This is a genomic window from Bacillus salacetis (genome assembly GCF_049177075.1).
In the GTDB taxonomy this organism is placed as follows: domain Bacteria; phylum Bacillota; class Bacilli; order Bacillales; family Bacillaceae_B; genus Rossellomorea; species Rossellomorea salacetis_A.
This window is the reverse complement of the sequence record NZ_CP185377.1, coordinates 769,455-791,059: the sequence shown is the minus strand read 5'-3', so window position 1 is coordinate 791,059 and position 21,605 is coordinate 769,455. Positions and strand designations below refer to the sequence as shown.

16 protein-coding genes and 1 riboswitch are annotated in these 21,605 nt (G+C 44.3%); of the genes, 3 read left to right on the top strand and 13 right to left on the bottom strand.

Annotated features, from left to right (window positions below):
- Positions 1 to 2: 2 nt before the first annotated feature.
- Positions 3 to 2,702, bottom strand: coding sequence for a tetratricopeptide repeat protein (locus ACOJQI_RS03965; RefSeq protein WP_421383749.1), 2,700 nt, complete (start codon positions 2,700 to 2,702; stop codon positions 3 to 5).
- A gap of 255 nt (positions 2,703 to 2,957) precedes the next feature.
- On the opposite strand from ACOJQI_RS03965, the gene ACOJQI_RS03960 reads away from it, so the two are divergent.
- Positions 2,958 to 3,260, top strand: coding sequence for a DUF5634 family protein (locus tag ACOJQI_RS03960; protein ID WP_421383748.1), 303 nt, complete (start codon positions 2,958 to 2,960; stop codon positions 3,258 to 3,260).
- A gap of 87 nt (positions 3,261 to 3,347) precedes the next feature.
- Here the strand turns inward: ACOJQI_RS03960 and ACOJQI_RS03955 are convergent, their stop codons facing one another.
- A complete protein-coding gene (locus ACOJQI_RS03955; RefSeq protein WP_421383747.1) occupies positions 3,348 to 4,415 on the bottom strand; it encodes a mechanosensitive ion channel family protein in 1,068 nt (355 codons plus the stop codon).
- A gap of 284 nt (positions 4,416 to 4,699) precedes the next feature.
- Here ACOJQI_RS03955 and ACOJQI_RS03950 point away from each other — a divergent pair, with 284 nt between their 5' ends.
- Positions 4,700 to 7,759, top strand: coding sequence for an efflux RND transporter permease subunit (locus tag ACOJQI_RS03950; RefSeq protein WP_421383746.1), 3,060 nt, complete (start codon positions 4,700 to 4,702; stop codon positions 7,757 to 7,759).
- Between the two features lie 68 nt (positions 7,760 to 7,827).
- Here ACOJQI_RS03950 and ACOJQI_RS03945 read toward each other — a convergent pair whose 3' ends face one another.
- From ACOJQI_RS03945 to ACOJQI_RS03935, 3 genes are all read right to left on the bottom strand, one after another.
- Complete coding sequence (locus tag ACOJQI_RS03945; RefSeq protein WP_421383745.1) at positions 7,828 to 8,427, bottom strand: response regulator transcription factor; 600 nt, start codon at positions 8,425 to 8,427, stop codon at positions 7,828 to 7,830.
- On the bottom strand, positions 8,424 to 9,560 hold the full coding sequence (locus tag ACOJQI_RS03940) for a sensor histidine kinase (protein WP_421383744.1): 1,137 nt from the start codon (positions 9,558 to 9,560) through the stop codon (positions 8,424 to 8,426). Before ACOJQI_RS03940 ends, ACOJQI_RS03945 begins: the two co-directional genes overlap by 4 nt.
- Positions 9,561 to 10,129: 569 nt before the next feature.
- Positions 10,130 to 11,152 carry a fatty acid desaturase gene (locus ACOJQI_RS03935; protein WP_421383743.1) on the bottom strand — a complete coding sequence of 341 codons (1,023 nt, stop codon included), beginning with the start codon at positions 11,150 to 11,152 and terminating at the stop codon, positions 10,130 to 10,132.
- A gap of 441 nt (positions 11,153 to 11,593) precedes the next feature.
- Between ACOJQI_RS03935 and ACOJQI_RS03930 the strand changes: the two genes are divergently transcribed.
- Positions 11,594 to 13,012, top strand: a complete 1,419-nt coding sequence (locus ACOJQI_RS03930; RefSeq protein ID WP_421383742.1) for an NAD-dependent succinate-semialdehyde dehydrogenase — start codon at positions 11,594 to 11,596, stop codon at positions 13,010 to 13,012.
- 49 nt (positions 13,013 to 13,061) lie between these two features.
- On the opposite strand, the gene ACOJQI_RS03925 is transcribed toward ACOJQI_RS03930, so the two are convergent.
- The 8 genes from ACOJQI_RS03925 to ACOJQI_RS03890 all read right to left on the bottom strand — a co-directional run bounded on the left by ACOJQI_RS03925 (position 13,062) and on the right by ACOJQI_RS03890 (position 21,460).
- Positions 13,062 to 14,006: a sensor domain-containing diguanylate cyclase gene (locus ACOJQI_RS03925; RefSeq protein ID WP_421383741.1), complete on the bottom strand. Its 945-nt coding sequence runs from the start codon at positions 14,004 to 14,006 to the stop codon at positions 13,062 to 13,064.
- A 14-nt stretch (positions 14,007 to 14,020) separates the two neighbouring features.
- Complete coding sequence (locus tag ACOJQI_RS03920; protein ID WP_421383740.1) at positions 14,021 to 14,782, bottom strand: EAL domain-containing protein; 762 nt, start codon at positions 14,780 to 14,782, stop codon at positions 14,021 to 14,023.
- A gap of 91 nt (positions 14,783 to 14,873) precedes the next feature.
- Positions 14,874 to 14,959: riboswitch (cyclic di-GMP riboswitch) on the bottom strand.
- Between the two features lie 59 nt (positions 14,960 to 15,018).
- Entirely contained in the window at positions 15,019 to 15,759 is a 741-nt protein-coding gene (locus ACOJQI_RS03915) for a DUF2161 domain-containing phosphodiesterase (RefSeq protein ID WP_421383739.1), read from the bottom strand.
- A 1,001-nt stretch (positions 15,760 to 16,760) separates the two neighbouring features.
- A complete protein-coding gene (locus ACOJQI_RS03910) occupies positions 16,761 to 17,495 on the bottom strand; it encodes a toast rack family protein (RefSeq protein WP_421383738.1) in 735 nt (244 codons plus the stop codon).
- A 152-nt stretch (positions 17,496 to 17,647) separates the two neighbouring features.
- Positions 17,648 to 18,739 carry a threonine aldolase family protein gene (locus ACOJQI_RS03905; protein WP_421383737.1) on the bottom strand — a complete coding sequence of 364 codons (1,092 nt, stop codon included), beginning with the start codon at positions 18,737 to 18,739 and terminating at the stop codon, positions 17,648 to 17,650.
- A gap of 29 nt (positions 18,740 to 18,768) precedes the next feature.
- The gene (locus tag ACOJQI_RS03900; protein WP_421383736.1) at positions 18,769 to 19,713 is read right to left on the bottom strand and encodes an alpha/beta hydrolase; all 945 of its coding nucleotides are present in this window, start codon (positions 19,711 to 19,713) and stop codon (positions 18,769 to 18,771) included.
- A gap of 84 nt (positions 19,714 to 19,797) precedes the next feature.
- Positions 19,798 to 20,850 carry a tRNA 2-selenouridine(34) synthase MnmH gene (gene mnmH / locus ACOJQI_RS03895; protein WP_421383735.1) on the bottom strand — a complete coding sequence of 351 codons (1,053 nt, stop codon included), beginning with the start codon at positions 20,848 to 20,850 and terminating at the stop codon, positions 19,798 to 19,800.
- 28 nt (positions 20,851 to 20,878) lie between these two features.
- Positions 20,879 to 21,460: a methyltransferase domain-containing protein gene (locus tag ACOJQI_RS03890; protein WP_421383734.1), complete on the bottom strand. Its 582-nt coding sequence runs from the start codon at positions 21,458 to 21,460 to the stop codon at positions 20,879 to 20,881.
- Positions 21,461 to 21,605 lie beyond the last annotated feature (145 nt).

Below are 21,605 nucleotides of genomic sequence, written 5' to 3'. Positions count from 1 at the left end.
TTCTAGGCATTCGCATCCGCAAATTCTGGTTGTTTATTTTTATAAATCAATTCCAGCTGACGCTGCCTGATATTGAAAAGAGCCAGCGGATCTTTGACAATCTCCGGATTTGTTTTAAGTGTATTCAATTCAAACTCATTATCCGCAATCAGGTTCTTGGTTTCTTCTGATGTATGTTGAAGTTCGGCCAGCGGGCCGCGGAAGAAAATCGATACATCTCTTTCGATGGACTGCTGGAACAGCTGGAACTGGGCCATGAATCTTTCCACCACTGCCTGGGCAGTATCCTCATAACTTTCATTTTCAATGAATCTGGTGTACTGATTCATAAGCATCTGTTTGTTCTGGCCAATGGTGCCGAATATTTTCCCGGCACTTTTCAGCAGCACTTGTGATGGATTCCGGCGAAGAAGGATATTGACATCGTCCTTCATGACCTTGCTTGTCATTCTGTCAGCATCCCGGCGCCAGTCATTTAAGACTTTGAAATCACACTGAAGTTCAAGTCTTTCCTCCCGGTACATGGCATTAAAACTATCCCGCATTTCTTCAAGATACTTCTGGCCTTTTTCCAGCTCCACTTTAGAGAAGGCAATCCATTCCTCCAGATTCCGCTGAAGCTGGGGCATTGCTTTTTGCTTCAAGTATGCTTCAATCCTTTTGTTCATTTCCTGGTTCAGAGTCAGGTGGAGTGTACGGAAATCACTGTCCTCCTTGACGAAATCAACACATTCTTTTAAAAGTTTCGGGATGTCCTCAAGCATTCTGCTCTTTACCTCTCCCGTCTTTTCAATGAATTCAGTATTGATCAAAGCAGCTTTTTCCGCTTCATGATCCTGAAGCTGAAGACTCGCACCATTCAATTTCTTTTCCATATCCTTGTTCCACTGAATGGAGTCGATAAGGTTATTTTCCCTGTCCACTCTTTGGCGCAGAAGTTCCTTCAGGATGTCCTTCACGAAATAAAGCAGCTGTTCAGTTCGTTCCTCTTGTACAGGAAACTTGAAATGCGACCGGGCAATGGCAGATAAGTCTTCCTGTGAATATGCCTGAAACACATTTGCCTCAGGAAAGTACTTTGCTAATAATGACTTTGTTTCTGCAACTGTATTCTCTTGAACTTTCCCCTGCTTTACAGTCAAGAGGACATTCACCCTGAGGTCAGGATTCTTCTCTTTGACTTTGACAAGGCCTTTAAAGATGCTCTCCGTCAAGCGCTGTTTTCCATCAATTACATAAAGAATGCTGTCCGACATGTTGATCACACTGTCACCTGTCACGTTGGAAGCAAGCAGGAGAGACAATTTATTTTGTTCCAGAAAAGCAGAAGGCTGTTCATTCTGCAGCCATACAGTACCCGGCTGACGGAGGAGCATGGATTCTTCCAGAAATTCCTCTTTGCTTTCGATTTTTTCAATTCCTGTTTCTGAAATTCTTTTCAACTCAGGACTGGTGTTGTTTTTATAAAGTACCGGGGTTGAAGGAAGTTCAGCCAGGATATTGCCCCCAGCTGTACGATCGACAAAAGCAAGTACTTCTTCCTCAGATGAGCCTGAAACTAAAAGACGGTGAACATGGTTGTTTCTTAGTTCATTTAGGATCCATTGGTGGCGGATGTCAATCTTCACATCATGGTCCTTTGTCCATTCCATAATCTCATTAAGCAGGTGCAGGGCTTTGTCATATCCCTTGGATTTAGAATCGGCCTTAGCGATAAGCTCCTTTGCCTTTCTTACCGCCCAGGCATCTATACTTTTAGGGAAACTCTCCCCCCAGGACAGCAGGGCTGAGGCAGCATAAACAGCATGCCGGGAATCCGTGATTTTGACCCAAGCCATGAGCAGGTTGGGAATGAGCGGCTTAAGCTCTTTCACAAAACGGCCGCTCCCCATCATCTGTTCAAAGGTTTCTTTATAGTACGGTGACAGCTCCATCCATCTGTCTTCCCATTTGATATCAATTTCCAGGACCAGCAGGTTGACCTTTTCAATCCATTCATCATACATGCTGCTGTCCCGATAACTATTCCATAGGGATGTAAGGATCTGTTCAAACAATAATTTATCAATGGTTGAAAGCGTGAAGAGGGCTTCCATGAAATAACAAGGGGTGATGTCATTCGTTACCCCTGCATTGATGTATCCTTTCAATGTTTCAAACCAGTGCAGTTCTTCTGTCCTGATTCCTTCATTGACCGCAAGTTCCACGGCACTATGCCAATCCCTGTTCTCCTCAAAGAAGCTTTGGGCAATAGAGGTCATTTCAGGATAATCAGGATTCATCGAGATGGCGTTTTTGATCACTGCATCAGCACTGCCCTTATCACCCTGCTTGATATAGAGTGAAAATAATTGCAAAGCCACTTCTGCTTTCAAAGATGCACATTCGGTCTGGACCGATTTGTATACCTCTTCAGCCGTTGAAAGCTGATCCAGTTCGTAAAAGGCATCCGCAGTGTTTTTCCTGGCCCATCCTGCCAGTTCATTATTGATATTCTCCCATTTGAAAATGGCCGCTTCATAATCTTTGTGATGGAAATAAACCTCACCCTGGGCAAAACGGATATAGGCCAAATCCGAAACATCTTTTTGCTGTTCTTCAAGGTGGGCCTCACCCAGGACAGCTATTGGATGCTTGCTTTCATTCTCGTTCATAAACGTTTTATAAAATGACTTTTGTATGTATTGTTCTTCTGTTTTCATGATAATCCTCCGCTAAGTATATTACTTGTAAACCTGTATATACTTTTCCAGTTATCTTATTTTAACAAAATTCCATGAAGGAAAGATTGCAATTTTACAACAATTGCCCTTTTATATGTAATATTCCCTGAAGATTGTTTCCTGTCGCTGCTTACTCCTCCTGTTTATTAACATCACTTACCAATACGCCAGGTGGTTATTTGAGCAGATTCCATCCATATTAAGAACACACACATGAAGAAAGGAGGCAGAATTATGGCGTTTTTATCAAGGGAACAATTAATCAACGAGCTTCAAACATCCTTTCCATCACTGATGGAAGAATACGGCCTTGAAGATATCGGCATCTTTGAAGAAGAAGGGCAAAAGGATCAGTACTACCTGGGCTACACTGTCAGAAAAGACGGCAAAGCCTATATGATCCACCTTCCATATAAAAAAGACCATGACGGAGGATTGGAAGCCTCTTCTCATCAATGGACCATTGAATCAGATGACCCCGATGCTGAGGATACCTCGGGATTTGACAGTATGGAAGCAGCGTTGAGGGGGATATAGGTTGTTATGCTTTTGAGCCTGGCTCAAATCCGTCCTTTTGTGCCTGGCTCAATTTCCCCATTTCGAGCCAGGCTCACTTCCAGCAGCTCATTCCTCATTCAATGATCCCCCATCAGACTCTAATGCATTTACAGCCGAAGCCAGTTCGACCTCATTGTCAATGAATATTCCCGCAATGGCATGACGGAGGTCACTTTCGACTTTTTCTTTTATTTGAAAGTTCGTGACTGGAATCAGGACGAGGAATTCCATCCCCTGAAATTTAAAATCGACAAAGCGGATATCAGGAGGTGGACTGTCCAGAATTCCTTCCGCATCCTTCCTCACCTTCTCAACGGCATCCATAAGCAATCTCTCAACCTTCTTGGTATTTATCCCATACTTAATACTCACTGTCACTTCGGCACTCACCGCTACACTGGAACGGTTCCGGATGATCTGTTCAATAAAGTACTGATTTGGGACAATCAAGGTTCCCTCTTTCGCTGTCCTGATAATGGTGGAACGCAGCCGGATTTTCTCCACGCGGCCATTTTTACCGTTGACCTGGATGACTTCCCCTACCTCAATGGGCCTTTCAAATAGGATGATCACACCGGAAATAAAGTTACCGGCAATATTGCGCATTCCAAAACCAATCCCGATTCCCAGAACACCAAGGACGGCTGCTATTGCAGTGAGATCCAGCCCTACGGTCGTCAAACTGATCACCACTGCCAGGATCATGACGGAATAGTAGATGATCCTGTTAAAGGTATAGCCGATACCTGTGTTGATCTCGTAATACTCATATACCGGCTTCAGCACATACTGGGTAAAGATTTTTACCAGTCTGTGCGCCAGTGAGACGATCATAAAGGCCACGAGGATGAGGAAAATGGATACGTCCACTCCTCCTTGAGAATAGAGGGTATATGTCAACCAGTCCTCTCCCCAGAAATATAAAAGGAATAACAGCAAAGCTCCATAAAAACTCAGCCAGTTCAAAACCGAATTAACAGTTGCTGTAAACTTCCCATGTAATAATGAACTCCTGTTTTCTATGTATACAGCCGCCCGTTTTAAAATAAAATTGGCACTCAGAATCAAGGCCAGAATGATTACAAACCACATGAGGTTAATTTCAGATAACCTGTTAAAGATATTCTCCATCATTTCACTCACCTGACTTCAGTTAAGATACTTCCTTCTTTGTTGTTAATACCCCATTCTCATTCACACAATCTTCCTGTAAACCTCCCTCTTCTACTGCTAAGGTCTTAGTTATTTTATGTCTAGGGCTCGATTTGTAAATTTTTTGAAAAGGTTACACTGATACAGGAAGGATTTACCTGCCCTGCAGAGAATGTTTAGTATCGGTTATAAATAGTTCTAAAGTCGGGGGCGGGTGATCAGGGATTCATAAGCTGTTTAGTTTTTTATGACAAAGGAGAGGTAGTATGAATTTGATAAGATTTATTGTCCAGAAAAAAATCCTGGTGGGATTGGTCTCTGTCTTAGTGATCCTGTTCGGCAGCTATGCTGTCATGGATCTGGATAAAGAGCTGATGCCCTCGATGCAGATGGATGGTGCCTACGTCGATATAAATGCCGGTGAAATGCCGGCAGCCGAAATCGAGCGGACCATCACCACTCCATTGGAGCAAAAACTGCAAGGAGTGGAAGGCATCGATGAGATACAATCCACGACCAATATCGGCCAAAGTTCCTTGCAGCTGACTTTCACCAGAGGGAAAGGCGAGGAGGTTTATAAAGAAGTAGAGTCGATTGTGAATTCTTCTGCAGCGGAACTCCCCGGAATCAAGGATATTACCTCGGGGCAATACGGTGGAAGCCAAAGCTATGAATTTTTCATGGATGTTTCCGGAGGCGACATGGAAGAAATGACGGCCTTTGCCAAGGATGTCTTAGAACCCCGCTTAGAGGAACTGCCTGAAGTAAGGGATGTTAAATTAACAGGAGTGTTTGAGAACGAAGTAATAATTGAGTTTAACCAGGAAAAAATGGCCAAGCAGGGGTTGGACATCAACCATGCCGCTGGATTCATCAGTGAAGCCGGCAGCGAGGCGACTCTTGGTGAATTGAGTGCGGATACTGAATCCCCTTCCCTACGCTGGAATACAAAGCTTGAGAGTGTCGAGGAAGTGGAAAATATTCAAATCCCGACAGCTTCCGGGTATATAGATTTAAAAGAGATTGCTGATGTAACCCTCCAGCCCTCCCAGAATTCTTCATTTGTCTGGAAGGATGGAAGCAAAGACCTGATTTTTGTAGAAGTCGGCCGTGTATCCGATGTAACACAAATTGAAATGGCCGATGCTGTCAGGGCAGAAGTGAATAACATTCGTGAAGATAAACTTGTATCAGGCTTTGAATTAACCGAAATGGTAGCGCAAGCCGACTATGTCCAGGATTCCATTGACGGTGTGACAAGCAATATTTTTATTGGTGCCGCCATCGCTTTTGCAATCCTGCTGATTTTCTTAAAGAACATTAGAGCCACCATCATTGTAGGAGTTTCCATTCCAACTTCCGTCCTGCTGACTTTTGCCGCCATGTGGCTGTTCGATTACAGCATGAACATGCTGACGTTAATTGGACTAGGTCTTGGGGTCGGGATGATGGTTGATTCCTCCATCGTTATTTTGGAATCCATCTACAAAAAGAAAGAAAACGGACTTCAAAAAATGGACGCCGTTATTCAAGGGACAACAGAAGTGGCATCAGCTGTAATGGCATCAATGCTGACGACCATTGTCGTATTCCTGCCAATCGGGCTTCTTGGCGGAGAAATGGGCCAATTCATGATTGTCCTCTCTGCTGTCGTGGCGTTCACCCTGATCAGTTCTGTTCTCGTCTCTTTCACATTGATTCCGGCCCTTTCCGAAAACTTTTTAAAACCAGGCAAGAAAAAGCGGGTGAAAAAAGACGGCCGGATCATGAAAGCATACAACGGACTAGTATCCTGGACGGTTAAGAAAAAGCGCCATAGTTTTGCAGTGATTTCAGCATTTTTCCTGCTGTTTGTCAGCTCCCTGTTTCTCGTAACGAAGATCCCAATGACCATCATGCCTGATGTATTCAACCGGTATGCGGAACTTATAGTAAACCTGGAAACTGGGATCAGTACAGAGGATAAAGAGAAACTGATTGCTGAAATAACAGAAGAACTCTCTTCCATACAGGATGTGGAATCCAGCTACATGATGGATAATGGGAGCATGCTTTATACTGTTATCAATATGACGAAGGACGACAAGATCACTACAGAGCAAAAAGAAGTGAATGAAGAAATCCTCAAAAAGCTTCGGGCACTTGAAAAAAATCACCCTCTTGAAAGCGTTCAGAGCGCCATGTCCGGCGGGGGAGGCTATCCTGTCCAAGTAAACATTGAAGGTAAAGATTTTGAAGAATTGAAAGCAGTCTCGGATGATTTTATTAAAGAACTTAAAAAAGTTGACGGGATTGTCGGCATTACCAACTCTATGGAACGCACCTCACTTGAACAGGAAATTGTGCTAAAGGAAGACGAAATAGAAAAAGCAGGCTTGAACAATACCATAATCAGGCAATTCATCAGCCAGGCTTTCATTGAAAGACCAGTAGGGGAAATGACGATAGAAGGTGAACGGACTCCCCTTTCTATTAAATGGGATGAAAAAATCGATACAGGCAGTGCATTGATGTCCGCAAAGATCCCGACACCAAAAGGCGAGAAGGATTTAGCTGATTTCATAGAGCTGAAAGGCATTAATACACCAAACCAAATCAATCATGTAGACGGGGAAAGATTCCTGTCCGTGTCTGCTGATATTGAAGGAAAAGACTTGGGTGCGGTCAACCGGGAAGTACAGGATCTTATCAGTGAATTCAAAGCACCAGCGGGTTACTCCCTGTCTGTTGCTGGTGATCTGGAACAGCAGCAGGAACTAATGAAGGAAATGCTCTTCATTTTAGGAATTGCGATATTCCTTGTCTACCTTGTAATGGCTGTCCAATTCAATCATTTGGCACATCCAGTCATTGTCATGTCCGTCATTCCAATGACGTTTGTCGGCGTCATCCTTGGACTGTTCCTTACTCAAAGGGAACTAAGTGTCATGTCTGGAATGGGTGTCGTCATGCTGATAGGAATTGTGCTTAATAATGCAATTTTGCTGATTGATAGAACAAACCAGCTTCGAAAAGAAGGATATACTGTTGAAGAAGCATTGATCGAGGCTGGAAAGAACCGGATCCGTCCAATTTTCATGACCACATTGACGACAGCAGGCGGCATGCTTCCACTTGCCCTTGCATCAGGAACGTCCGGAAACTATCAGGCACCAATGGCAACAGTGATCATTTCCGGGTTGATGTTTGCCACATTCATCACCCTGTTATTGATACCGGCAGTCTACCGCTTGTTCTCAAACATGAAGTTCAGCTTCAGTTTTAAAAAGAAACGCCGAAAACGGGCGGCAGCTTCAGCATTGAAAGAAACCGAAGCTGTAAGCTAATTCATAAGAAAACGCCTTTCCCGGTTTGGGAAGGGCGTTTTCTTATTTCTCCGGCATGGCGGATTCGACTATTTAAACCAGCCCTTTTCTTTCGATTGGGTAATGGCTTCAATACGATTTTTCACCTGGAGCTTATCCAGGATGGCAGAAATATAGTTACGGACAGTGCCCGTTTTGATGCTGAGTTCATCAGCGATTTCTTTAGTATTCTTCCCATCCGCAACCAGTTCAAGGACTTCAATTTCCCTGACCGTTAACGGGTTGCCTTCTCCATATGCATCCTCTATCAGCTCAGGGGCATACACACGTTTTCCGGCCATGACGGTCCTGATGGAATCAGCCAGATCTTCACTGGGACTGTCTTTCAACAAATAGCCATTGACACCGGCCTTTAACGCCCTTTGAAAATAACCAGCCCTCGCAAACGTCGTCAAAATGATGATCTTGCATCCGCTCCCCTTCAATTCTTCGGCTGCGTCAAGGCCTGTTTTACCGGGCATTTCTATATCCATGATACAGACATCAGGCTGGAATTTCTGGACAAGATGCAGCGCTTCCTCGCCATTTGATGCTTTGCCGACTACCTCCATATCATCTTCTAAATCAAGTAATGATCCGAATGCTCCAAGCAGCATCTGCTGGTCTTCAGCGATGACGATTTTGATCATGTCAATTCCCCCTGTTCCGTCTGTTTGACATCGTTCGGTACCGTAATGATAAGGGTGGTTCCCCCGTCTTTTACAAGTTTCATATCCCCATTGATAAATTCAAGTCTTTCTCTCATTCCCACAAGCCCGTATCCTTTCCTCTCATCTTTGGACGGGGCGCGGAAGGTTCCATTATCCTTTATGATCATGATGATTTCCTTCCAGCTCTGGTCTATCTTTATTTCACATTGAGTTGCACCGCTATGCTTAACGATATTCGTAACAGCTTCCTTTAAGCACATGCTCAGAATATTTTCGGTCAGTAAGGATACATTTTTCAAATCCAATTCCTTCATGCCGGAAAACTCGATTTCAGCTGCTTTTAAAATTTTGGTTACGGTCTGCAGTTCATCTTCGAGGCGGATCCCCCGCATCGAAGATACCATTTTACGCACCTCATTCAGGGCTGTCCTTGCAGTTTGCTGAACATCTTTCAATTCACTTTTGGCCCTTTCCGGATCCTTATTGATCAGCTTTCTGGCCAAATCACTTTTCAAGCCGATCAGAGACAATTTCTGGCCAAGCGTATCATGCAGATCCCTCGCAATCCGCTGCCTTTCTTCCAGTTTGCCCAGCTCGGAAATCCGTTTGTTCGCGTCTTCAAGTTTTTCTTCCAGCTGCCCCCGCTCTTTTCGATTATGTATGTTGAAAGGAAGCAGAATGACGCTGATCCAGATGATGATGACGAACGGGAACTGTTTAATAAAGAAAGCCTCATCCTGGACTATCGTTATATTGATGGAAATCGTCGTCGCGATCAGGTGTGCAAAATATAGTATCAGGAAGGTCTTCCTTTCTTTGATATTCCCAATATAGTGGGCAAGGAAAAAGGCAAAATACACATAACTGAACACTGAAGTCGAGGCGGTGGAAATCCCTATCAAAATGAAGGTCCACAGATAGACCAGCCACCCCTTTGAAAAAAAGGCGATCTGATAAAACACGAAAAACAAAATCGTCAGGATGGTCCCGCTGATCATGACGATCATGGATGATGATTGAAATATAAAGTAAAACGGCAGGATATATAAAATAATCCAAATATAAGGGGAAACCCCGCTGCTGCGCTGAAACGCAAGATATCTTTTTAACATTGAAGAACCTCATTTTTCTTGGCTATTTATCTACTTTTTATCTTAGCCCTTTTGGGAGTATTTTTCCATACGGTGTTTCATAAAACTCTCATTTTTCGGGGGTGTAGCGGCAGGCGCCTCAGGACACTTTTGGCTGGGATTTTCCCGGTTGATACCCTTTAGACCCGCTCTCATGACATTTTTAGCTGGAATTTCCCCGCTCGATGTCCTTTAGAACTGTTCTCAAGACACTTTTGCCTGAAATCCCCTCGCTCGATGTCCTTTAGAATGGCTCTCAAGACACTTTTTGACTGGAATCCTCTCGCTCGATGTCCTTTAGAATGGCTCTCAGGACACTTTTGTCTGGGATTTTCCCGGTTGATGTCATTCTGGCCTTTCTCCGATTCATTTTATCGGCGATCATTTATATTTATCAGCGATTCGCAGTGGTTTATCGGCGATCTTGTAGTTTTATCGGTGATTCCAGGAATTTATCGGCGATTACCCAGGTTTATCGGCGATTCGCCAACAACCATCAAATCCCCGACATAAAGAATACGATCCAGCCGTTAAGCTGGATCGTCGAGAACTCAGTCTGTCACTGTGACGCTTTCTACTTTAGATTGAGACTTGATGTCTTTGAAACGGACAAATTTTTTATTAGTTTCATCCCATAATTTGAACTTCAATGAGCTCAAGCTTGTACTGAGGGTAATGGTCGGAACGTGCTGCAGGGATTCATTGCTCTTGTGCGCCTCTTCCAGCTTATAGTTAGGAACCCTTGGTGCCAGGTGATGCACATGGTGGAAGCCGATGTTCCCGGTAAACCACTGCAGGATCTTTGGAAGCTTATAGAAGGAACTTCCTTCAACCGCCGCTAAAACAAAATCCCATTCCTTGTTTTCCTCGAAATAGGAATCTTCGAAAGTATGCTGCACATAAAATAACCATATGCCCATAATACCGGCAATGTAGAAAATGGTTCCGTGCACTAACAAAAATGCCTGCCAGCCGACACTGTAGCACAGCACTGTGATGATGGCTGCAATGGCAATATTGGTTATATAGGTATTGACCCGCTCTTTTTTTCTCGCTCCCTTGCGATTGAAGCGATTGGTAATCAGGAATACATAGATCGGCCCCAATCCGAACATCACAATAGGATTGCGATACAGGCGATATGAAACCTTTGTCCAAAAGGAAGCATTCTTGTATTCATCCACTGTCATCATCCAAATGTCGCCCGTCCCCCGTTTGTCCAGGTTCGAACTTGTTGCATGGTGAACAGAATGATCATGCTGCCATTGATAAAACGGGAACAATGTTATGATCCCGGTAACGGTACCGACAATTTGATTCGCCTTTCGATTCTTGAAGAATGAGTAGTGGCAGCAATCATGGAAAATAATGAAAATCCGGGTCAACAGACCTGCTCCGACAATCCCTAGAGCGAGGGTCAGCAGGTATGAAACAGAAAGGCTTAAATAAGCAAGAACCCATACAGCAATGAACAGAGTTAAAGTCGTTACTAGTTGAAAGACACTCTTTGATGTCTCCGAACCTTCAAATGGAGACACTTGCTTTCTCAATAAATTCATCTTTTGTTTAGTCATTAATCATTGATTCCTTTCCTGTTTTTTCTCTTAGTTAAAGTATAAAGATATAAAAATCATAATTGCAGACATACCTGTCATGAGAAAAACATGACAAGTGTCATAGGTAGTGGAAAACACTGGATAAATAAGCTTTTAAAGGAGGATTTTACTCGATTCTCCTTTATCATGAACTAAAAGTGCGGGCATTATTTCTGTTTTTTTGACCATTTTTTGAGGGCGGCAGATTCGTTATACAGCTGGTTCCATTTCTTCGCGCTTTCATTCATGGGCCTTGTGCAGCCGGAGGTTTGGAACAGGTACAAGTTTTTTTCAAAAAACCTTTACCCCCATCCATTAATGGTTAAAACGTGATTTTGTCAGAACTTATTCCTGTCAACACAGATTTCTAAATTGATATAATGATGCTAACGTTGAAAGAACATTTCAGGAGGGATAAACATGGAGAAATACCTGATGAGAATTAACGGAGAGGAAGCAGGGAGCGGCCTATCTTCTATTGAAGTTACCAATCCAGCTGATGGAGCTGTTATTGCCACTGTACCGAACGGCGGCAGGAACGAAGCAAAGGCAGCGGTCGATGCGGCCCATGCTGCGTTTACAGAATGGGCCCGTTATTCTGCATATGAAAGAAGCGAGCTGCTGTTCAAATGGCATGAACTGATTGAGAAAAATAAAGAAGATCTGGCAAGAACGATGACAATGGAGCAGGGAAAGCCGCTAAAAGAAGCAGCAGGGGAAATGAGCTACGCTAACGGATTCATCTCCTGGTATGCCGAGGAAGGTAAACGGGTTTACGGAGAGACCATTCCCGCCACCCAAAGAAACAAGCGCCTGTTCGTCCAGAAACAGCCGGTAGGTGTAGTAGCGGTCATCACTCCGTGGAATTTTCCGGCTGCCATGATCACCAGGAAAGTGGCTCCTGCCCTCGCAACCGGATGTACAGTGGTCATTAAACCGGCGGAACAAACGCCGCTCACTGCATTGAAAATGGCTGAGCTCGCTGAGGAAGCCGGCATTCCAAAGGGGGTCATCAATGTGGTGACGGGCGATGCCAAGGAGATCGGCGATGCCTGGCTTTCAGATACCCGTGTACGCAAATTGACATTCACCGGATCTACAGAAGTAGGGAAGCTCCTGATGAGAGGAGCAGCAGATACTGTTAAAAAGGTATCCCTGGAGCTCGGCGGCCATGCGCCAGTCATCGTGATGGACGACTGTGACATCGACAAAGCGGTGGACGGCGTGATCGCAGCCAAGTTCAGAAACGCAGGTCAGACATGCGTCTGCTCGAACCGGATCTATGTTCATGAATCCATCCAGGAATCCTTCACGGAAAAGCTGGTGGAAAAGGTAAAAGGGCTGAAAGTCGGAAATGGCCTGGATGAAGGAGTCGATATCGGCCCTCTCATTGATGAAGCGGCTGTTCGAAAAGTGAAAAATCATATTGATGATGCCATTAAAGCGGGAGCAGCACTTGAATACGGCGGGAGTAATGATGAAGGATTATTCGTTGGTCCAACCATCCTATCCCATGTAAAAGATGATATGCTCTGTATGACAGAAGAAACATTCGGCCCGCTGGCACCTATTTCGGCATTCTCTTCCATGGAAGAAGTAATCGAACGTGCCAATGATTCCATCTATGGACTGGCAGCTTACGTATTCACTGAAAACATCACCAAAGGGATTACCATTTGTGAAGCCCTTCAGTACGGTATTGTCGGCTTGAATGACGGCCTCCCATCCACTCCGCAGGCGCCGTTTGGCGGATTCAAGCAAAGCGGACTGGGCCGTGAAGGCGGACACCATGGAATCGAAGAGTACTTGGAAGTAAAATACATCTCACTGGGACTATAAGTATAAAAAAGAAGGCCGCTTTCGGCCTTCTTTTCTTGTAAAGAACTTGTCAGTTAAACACCTTTTTCTTTCCCCGTTTTTCTTGATACATGTTTTTATCAGCTGATGTGTAAAGCTCATTCATCCTGCCAATGGAAGACGGACACGAGGCATAACCTATGGAAAGCATGACTTTGATGTTGTGGCTGAAACGATTATAGCTGGCTATCTTCTGGTGAATGGTTGTTTTCATTTCTTCCGGGTGATATCTTTCGGGATCCTTAATCAATATCGCAAACTCGTCCCCGCCAATTCTTGAGACAATGATTTGCTCGTTTTGCAGGGTCTTGAGAATCTTGCTTGTTTCTTTTATCAGTTCATCCCCGGTCCTGTGTCCATGAGTATCGTTATAATATTTCAGCTCATCCAAGTCACAAAGCAGCAAAGCCACCGGGCAGTCGTCAGATTCATCAAGCAGGCTGGATTCATTTTCAAAATAGAGCCTGTTATATAATCCTGTCAAGCCATCATGATGCGCTTTGTACACCAGTTCTTCCTGCAAAAGGACTTTCTCATCTATGTTGCGTATGACACCTTGAATGGCAGTCATTTCACCATTTTTATAAATGGGCGTAGCAAACTCTTCGAAGTATTTATAGTTGCCCTCGGTATCTCTCCACCTTTGGATGATCGGCTGGCTGTAGTCCAGTGCACCCGATAGTTTTTCTTCTAAAATAGTCCTGTCATCCGGGTGGATGATTTCCCTGCAGATTTCGGCATCCACCATGCCGCGGCCCTGGATACCATACCCTAAAAGGCTGTCGATAGAGGGACTTAAATACTTAAACTTCAGTACCGGTTTCGTTTCGCAGTAGTAAATGATGTCCCTGGACCTTTCGACAAGCTGGAATATCCTTTTTTCATTTTCCCTCGCCTCTGAGTTCTTGATAAAATCATAACCTTTAAAAAGCGATATTCCTGCTGCAATGCCCGCTATAAACATCCATGCTTCCATGGCGAACCTCCTTATTACAAATTATAAGAAGAGATGACTTTTTTCAGCTGTCTGTCGCAGTCTTCCAATTTTTCCGGCCTGCCAAGGAAATAACCCTGGGCCAATTGTATTCCGATATTCTTAGCGGCATTCAGATCTTCTTCCGTTTCGATGCCTTCCAATATGAAACTCGTTTCATCTTTCGTAAACTCAACAATTGCTTCAAGCAGCCGTTGTTTTTTCGTATTCGTTGATAATTCTTGTGAAAAATAGCGGTCAATCTTGAGGATCTGCGGTTCGAGCTCCAGGACCATTTTCAACGAAGAATTTCCTTTTCCCAAGTCATCCATTGCGATTAAAAACCCTTGTGACTTCAATTCATAAAGCACATTCCTGAATTTGACAAAATCGTCATTCTGCTCTGCTTCATTGATCTCCAATACCACTTTTTCAGGAGGAAGTTTCACATCTTCCAGCAGTTTATGTAAAAATTGGACAAAAAAAGGGTGCTTGATGGTTGAGGGATAGAGATTGACCGAAAGGTACGGAAAGCTCATGTTTTTCTGTAAGAAGTAATCATTGAAAACATTGATTGACCGCTTGATGGCGGCCGTATCCAATTCATATAGAATACCTGTTTTCTTGGCGTGATAAAATACCAGCTCCGGGTTGGAGGCAAAATCACAGCGAAACAAACTTTCGTATCCTATCAAGCTGTTGCTGCTGATTTCATAGACCGGCTGAAAAACATTCCAAAACTTACCTTCAGTAATAATATCAGATAGCTTTAAACTCATGATGCACTCCTATTTTCCTTAATAAAGTCAAATAACCGGAATGACAAAAAAGACCATTCCTCCCCGGAACAGTCTTTAAGACAAGTAAAAATCCGGCAGCTGGCTGGCATTGTCTCTTAGACTTTAGCCCCTATAGCTTTGCGTCGCCACCTTTCGATGGGTTTGCCCTTATCAAATATAATTTGAAATTATTTACACTTTCATTATATAGGTAATTAGACCCTGATGCAATATTCTTAACTCTCAACATTCTCTTTATACTTTGTTATCTCATTTAAATAATGGCTCGTAAGTTCAGGATATTCCTTCAGGTCCTTCTTTCCTTTATCCGTGATTCGATAGATCCCCCGCTCGACGCGTTCGAACCACCTGTAGTAATTCTTGCTTAAGATGGACTGTGTTTTATTTCCGGTCCCGAGTTTAATAAGATCCTTTGGAGCCATCTGCCCGTATTCATCCAGGCAGCAGGCAATCATGATACAGGATTCTTTATACGCTGTCATAATTTTGGTCTTACTGCTCCCGCCAATATTATAGTCAGCACTTCTGCCTTCTATTTCAGCTAAGAGTGCTTTTCTTTTCCGGCTGCCGCCGCTTTTGCTTTTCACAAGGTCGAATGGTTCCGGGTGCTGGATAAACTGGAGCTTAGGGATCTTATTTGCCACCGAAACCGTAATGAGTCCCAGTTCAAGCCTGCGGACCAAATGGCAGAGATCCTTCCAGCGCCTTGATCTCATATTCTTCGGCCGCGGAATCGCAATGTAAACAAGATCTGTGAGCCTTTGGCGCTTGGTTGCCTGTATCAGCAAGTCGACCGTCAAATTCAGCTTAAGCTCCACGATGATTAAGTCTTCACCCTTTACGGCTGTAAGATCACAATCCTTCACTTCTCCGTTTACCTTATAGCCCTCTTTCACAAAGTGTTTTTGAATAGGCTTATACAGATCGGATTCTAAAACTTTTTTCTTCTCGCTCATAAAAAACCTTCCCACTGCTGTTAATCAAACGTTTGATTAATAAGAATAATCCTATTATACCGCACTTTTTGGAGCCCTGTAACCGATATGTACATTGTGGAATTCAAGCTGGGGCGGATTCTAATCCACCTATTACTTGGGGGTTTTTCCTTTATAATGGGGCGGAACTTGAAAGCGTTTGTTGATTTCCGCTCCAGATGTGCGACTCCGCGGGGCGGGCGGTGAGCCTCCTCGGCTGCATATAAAGGGTAAGCGGCCGGTTAGCGACGTACAGATTGGAGGGCTCCTGTATGAGATAAAGGAATCACAACGAACAACGTGAGTTGATGATGACTTATCGCAAGGAAGGAGACCGAAATCTGCTAGTCTCTGGCCGCTGAAGCTAGATTCGCCTGCGGGGTCTCACCTGTCCCGCTAGTCCCGCAGGAGGTCGCACACCTTCCGCTCCAATCAACCTCATGAATGAAAAATAATCATTTAGAGATTACATCCTAATCACCCTTCTACTCGAGCGGTTCCCTTTTATAATGGGTGTTTACATCCTAATCACCCCATTACTCGCAGGACTCCCGTTTATAATGGGGTGTTTACACCCTAATCACCCCATTACTCGCTGGGCTCCCTCCTATAACAGGGTGTTTACACCCTAATCACACCATTACTCGCTGGGCTCCCTCCTATAACAGGGTGTTTACACCCTAATCACACCATTACTCGCTGGGCTCCCTCCTATAACAGGGTGTTTACATCCTAATCACCCCATTACTCGCAGGACTTCCGTTTATAATGGGGTGTTTACACCCTAATCACACCATTACTCGCTGGGCTCCCTCCTATAACAGGGGGTTTACATCCTAATCACCCCATTACTCGCAGGATTTTCCTTTATAATAAGTTGTTTAGCGGCCAATCTTACCATTATCCTACCGCGGCTTTACGTGCAGCTTCAGACCCATACAACAAACCAAAAAACACCCAGGGGAGCCCCCGGATGTTCTTGTTTACTCTAATTCAAAGTTCACTTCACCGACACCCGTCTCCACATTCACTGTAATCTGCACATCTGCCGTCTCGAACGCATCATTTACATATGTGTTATTGCCGCTGGAGGTGAATCCGTCAAAGTTTGCTGTCCCTATTCCTTCTTCAGATTTAATTTGGACTCCAACTGATTCAGGAAGGATGACCGTTGTTTCACCAACACCTGTGTTAATGTCGACATTGAAACTTTCTTTCCAGTCTCCGCTGAGATCCACTTCGACATCCCCGACACCGGCATCCACTTTCAGATCTGTTAACTGCAGACCGCTTAAGTCAAGGTTGGTATCCGATGCCCCTGATTCTACACGCAGGTCAATGGGAACATCATTGTTCAACTGAAGGTCCCAGCCATTTTTCATATTGCCAAAGCCGACACTTACATTCAGATTCTTCTTCTGCTTGATGACAATGTCTCCCCTGCCGCCATTGAGGTCATACTTTACGTCCGGCTCCATGTCTTCATTATTGTATTCTATGTCCCCCGTCACCCATTCATCAGCACCGCCGGATACATTCATTTCCCCAGCACCAAGCCGCAGATCGACTTCCAATTCCTTTGCTGAATCTTTTGCTACTTCCACTTTATACTCATTCACGTCCCCTTTTCCAAAGGTAACAGATTCAAAAGGACTGCATCCTGTCGATATCACTAATACTGAACTCAATATTGCCCCAGCTAATATTTGTTTTTTCATTTTTGTTTCCTCCCAATCACTCTGTTTATACTTCAATGATACTCAAATACTGTGATTGGTAAAACGCACCAGGGATTTAATTATAACTAAGACTTAAGGTGTAGAGAGGGAAATCAAAAAGGAGCGGCCATATACGGCCGCTCCCACTCTTTCTATATCTGTTTTAAGTTCTCATTCAGCAATGTGAATGCTTCTTTTAACTTTTCCTTAGGGATTGTATCGTAAAGATCCCCGATACTGACTTCGTAATAACAGGAAGCCTCCCCTGTTTCTCTTACATAACCGCTTAAGCCGACGCCTGTTTTTTCATACACATCGATCAGGATAGGTTCCAGCGTTTCCTTGGCAGCAGCATAATGGACATGAAACATATTTGATACCGGCACTTCTGGAAGTGTGGATACTTTTTCACATTCATTATAGAGATGGGCAAACTCTACCGCGTTATGATAATACTGCTCCATCTTGCCAGCCCTCTGATCCAGGTAATAGTCTGCGCTGATAATGTATGGATAGAGGCTGATCAGGTCTCCGCCATGGCGTCTCTTCCACACTTTCGATTTCTTAATAAACTCTTCGCCCCCCGCCAGGACAGCTCCGGCAATCCCGCCAATCCCTTTATAAACGGAAATATACACACTGTCAAAGAGGCTGCACACTTCAGACGCTGACTTTCGATAATACGGAAGGACTTCCAGCAGCCTGGCTCCATCAAGATGAAGTTTGATCCCCTTTTCTCTGCAATACTTGGAAATGGATTGCAGTGTTTCGAACTCCGGAAGCTGGCCCCCGATTTCACGCTGAGGCAATTCCAGCAGGATCACTGCCACTTCTTCTTTCATGTTCTGGATATCCTCAAGGGTAATCACCCTGTCCTTATCCGCGAGTAAAACTGTTTCGATGCCATGAAGCTCCTTGATTCCGTCTTCTTCATGAATCTCTAAGTGGGATAATGGATGATAGGCAGCCTTCTTTAATTCCTTTTCATCACACCAGATCCTCAAAGCAATCTGCTGGGCCATCGTCCCGCTTGGGAAAAACACGGAAGCTTCTTTTCCAAGCATTTCGGCCATCTCAGTCTGGAAGTCTTCGATTACCTTACCCGTTCCATACATGTCGCTCTCGGTTTCAGAAGCAACATGTTCGAACGCTTCTTTCAGCACTGCCGCATTCCGGCTCCCATGCCCATTTGTTTTATATGGTGTTTCCTTGAATGCCTCTAGCAAAGTCTTATTTACGCTCAATATGTACTCCTCCTTTTAGATAGTGATGGTCACTCTCCTAAAAATGCTTTCAAACGTTTTTGATACTCTTCTTCGGCAACCGTATAAGCATCTGTGTGCCCCGCTCCAGGCACTATCCAGAGTTCCTTCTCACTTGTTGCTGCCCCGTAAAGAACATCGGCCATTTCCGTTGGGACAAGTTCGTCTTGATCTCCATGGATGATGAACAACGGCCTTGTATTCTTTTTAACCTGCTCAACGGCGGAAGCCTCAGAAAACGTGTAGCCTGCTCTCACCTTTGTGACGGCACTCGTAATTTCCATCAAAGGAAACGCCGGCAGATGATATAAATATTTCAGTTGATGGGCCAGTTCCTCCTCAACCGTTGTATAACCACTGTCCGCAATAATCCCTTTTACCTCGGAAGGAAGTTCTTCTCCGCTCGTCATCAGGACTGTTGCGGCCCCCATGGAAAAGCCATGCAGATAGATTTCTTCAGCCTCATATTCATTGATTAATAGATTGACCCATCTCTTATAATCTTTGCGGTCATCCCATCCATAACCGATATAACTGCCTTCACTTTTCCCATGGCCCCTGGCGTCAGGCTTCAGGACATCATACCCCAGATCATGGTAAAATTTCGTGATTCCGGGCATCTGTTCGCTGCTTCCTTTATAGCCGTGAGCCAAAATGACCGCCTTCCCTGAAGGCTCCTCGCTCTTCAGCAGTACTGCACTCAGGGTCAGCCCGTCATGTGACTTCACTTCAACGGTTTCAAAAGTCTGTTCTTCAGTCCATTTCAGTACTTCTTCCAGCTTACGCAGCTGTTCTTCTTCATCAACCAAAGCACTGGCCGTTTCCGAGCCTCCGTATAAATCTACAGCCTCATGACTTCGATTAATGGCAACATTGTAAAAATAATTTCCGGCACCGATAAATATGATCAACAGGAGAACGATGATCATGCCGCCCCACTTCAAAACCCGTTTCATCCTCAAACCCCTTTTAAAAATTTCATCTATTAAACTACTATAACCCTTTCTTACATTAAATTACAGTATTTTCAAAAGACTCACTTATAACCTCTGATGCACGGTCTTGCTCACTTCAGGAAGAATGGACATTACCGCCTCTACTGCTTCATCAATATCATTGACTTCAAGTACTATCCTTTGATCCTCTGGATATTGTTTTGCGGAATGCTGGTACTTGGGATCGTAATAGTATTCCAAAAGCATGGGCAGCGCATTTTGATAATCATGCGCCTCGATATACTCCTGAATTTCGGCCGCAATCGGTGTATGGATATGCTTCTTGATCCTCTCAAACGCAGCTAAGAACTCTTCATGATGCTCTTGCAGCTTGTACTCTTCAAGGATATGCTTCACTCTTTGTTCCATCGGCATTTTCAAGATAATGTGAGTTCCCTGCTCTTTTTTCCGAAGAAGGTATTCAGGCACCATCACCTTGCCGATACGCTTGCTTTCCGCTTCAAAAAGGACGAAGGGAGAACTTTGCAATGATTGAACTTCCTGCACAAGCAGAGAATCAAATTTCTTCTGGGTATTGGGGTGTGTCCCGATATGTCCGAACACGGATCCCCGGTGGCCGGCCATCCCTTCTAAATCAAGGACCGGCATCCCTTTTTCCTTTAACCGGTTAAGGATCGTCGTTTTTCCTGTGCCTGTGCCGCCGTTTAGGATTAAGACTTCACCGCTGAGGTCCAGGTTATCTAACCTCTCAAGAACCCATTGACGGTACATCCGGACTCCGCCTTGCAGACGGAAAGCTTTTATCCCCATCAGGTCGAGCATCGTGGCAGCCGATTTGCTTCGCATGCCTCCGCGCCAGCAGAAAACCACCTTTTCTCCTTCAGTTTGCCGAAACGTCTTAATGAATTCCGGCAGCTTAGCAGCAAAAATCTCGAGGCCCCGTTCTTTGGCGATTTCCGGGTTCACCTGTTTATAAAGCGTCCCGACCTCCGCCCTTTCCTCATCATTGAAAACGGGTATATTGATGCTTCCTGGAATCGTCATTTCTTCGTACTCAGAAGGTGACCGGACATCCACCAATGTGAATTTTTTTCTGTCCAGGCCTAAAAGTTCATCGATGCTAATATCTTTAAACAAGTTAATCTACCTCTCTATTTGGAGCCTGTTATCTCAGGCTGTATATTAGGATCTTTTCATATTCGTTTCCGGGCAGGACAATCTCTTTTTCCATCCGGAAAGCGGTCTGGTTTTCCAGAAAAAAGACATAATCCTCTGGTGCATAGTACAAAACCAGCTGCATGTCCCGGTTCCTCTCTTCAAAAGACTGCAGGATGTTATTAATGACAGAGATGAAAATCCGGACTGAAAACGGGTTGAAAAAATAAAAGACATTGTCCTCAGGATGAATCCCATAATTTTGGGCAAGGCAATTTTCGAACTGGACCTGTTCCCCATCGAGATTGAATTTACTTAAATAATTCTTCCGGTTCTCCAAAGCTTCCCTATAGTAAAACTCATTCATTTCGACACCGATGACAGTAGGTTGAAATCGGTAATGAAGATAGAAATTCAACCTGCCCGTCCCGCAGCCAAAATCCACCACTCTGTCGCTGTCTTCGAACTCGACGAACTCAAACAGTCTGTCCAAAACAGGATAAGGAGTCGGCTCATATCGATTATAGTGCTGAGATGCGTAGGCCGCCTTTTGGACTGACTCTGTCTTTATATTAAGTAATTGATCATTCATAAAATGATATTCCCACCCTCCCTATTCCTTCTATTATATCATCAATCGTTCTGGATGAATGACAGCGGGTTCCTCCCTATACATACAAATAATGGCACTCCTTGACGAATAGGCTCATCCAGCCTAAATGATTCAACAAATACCC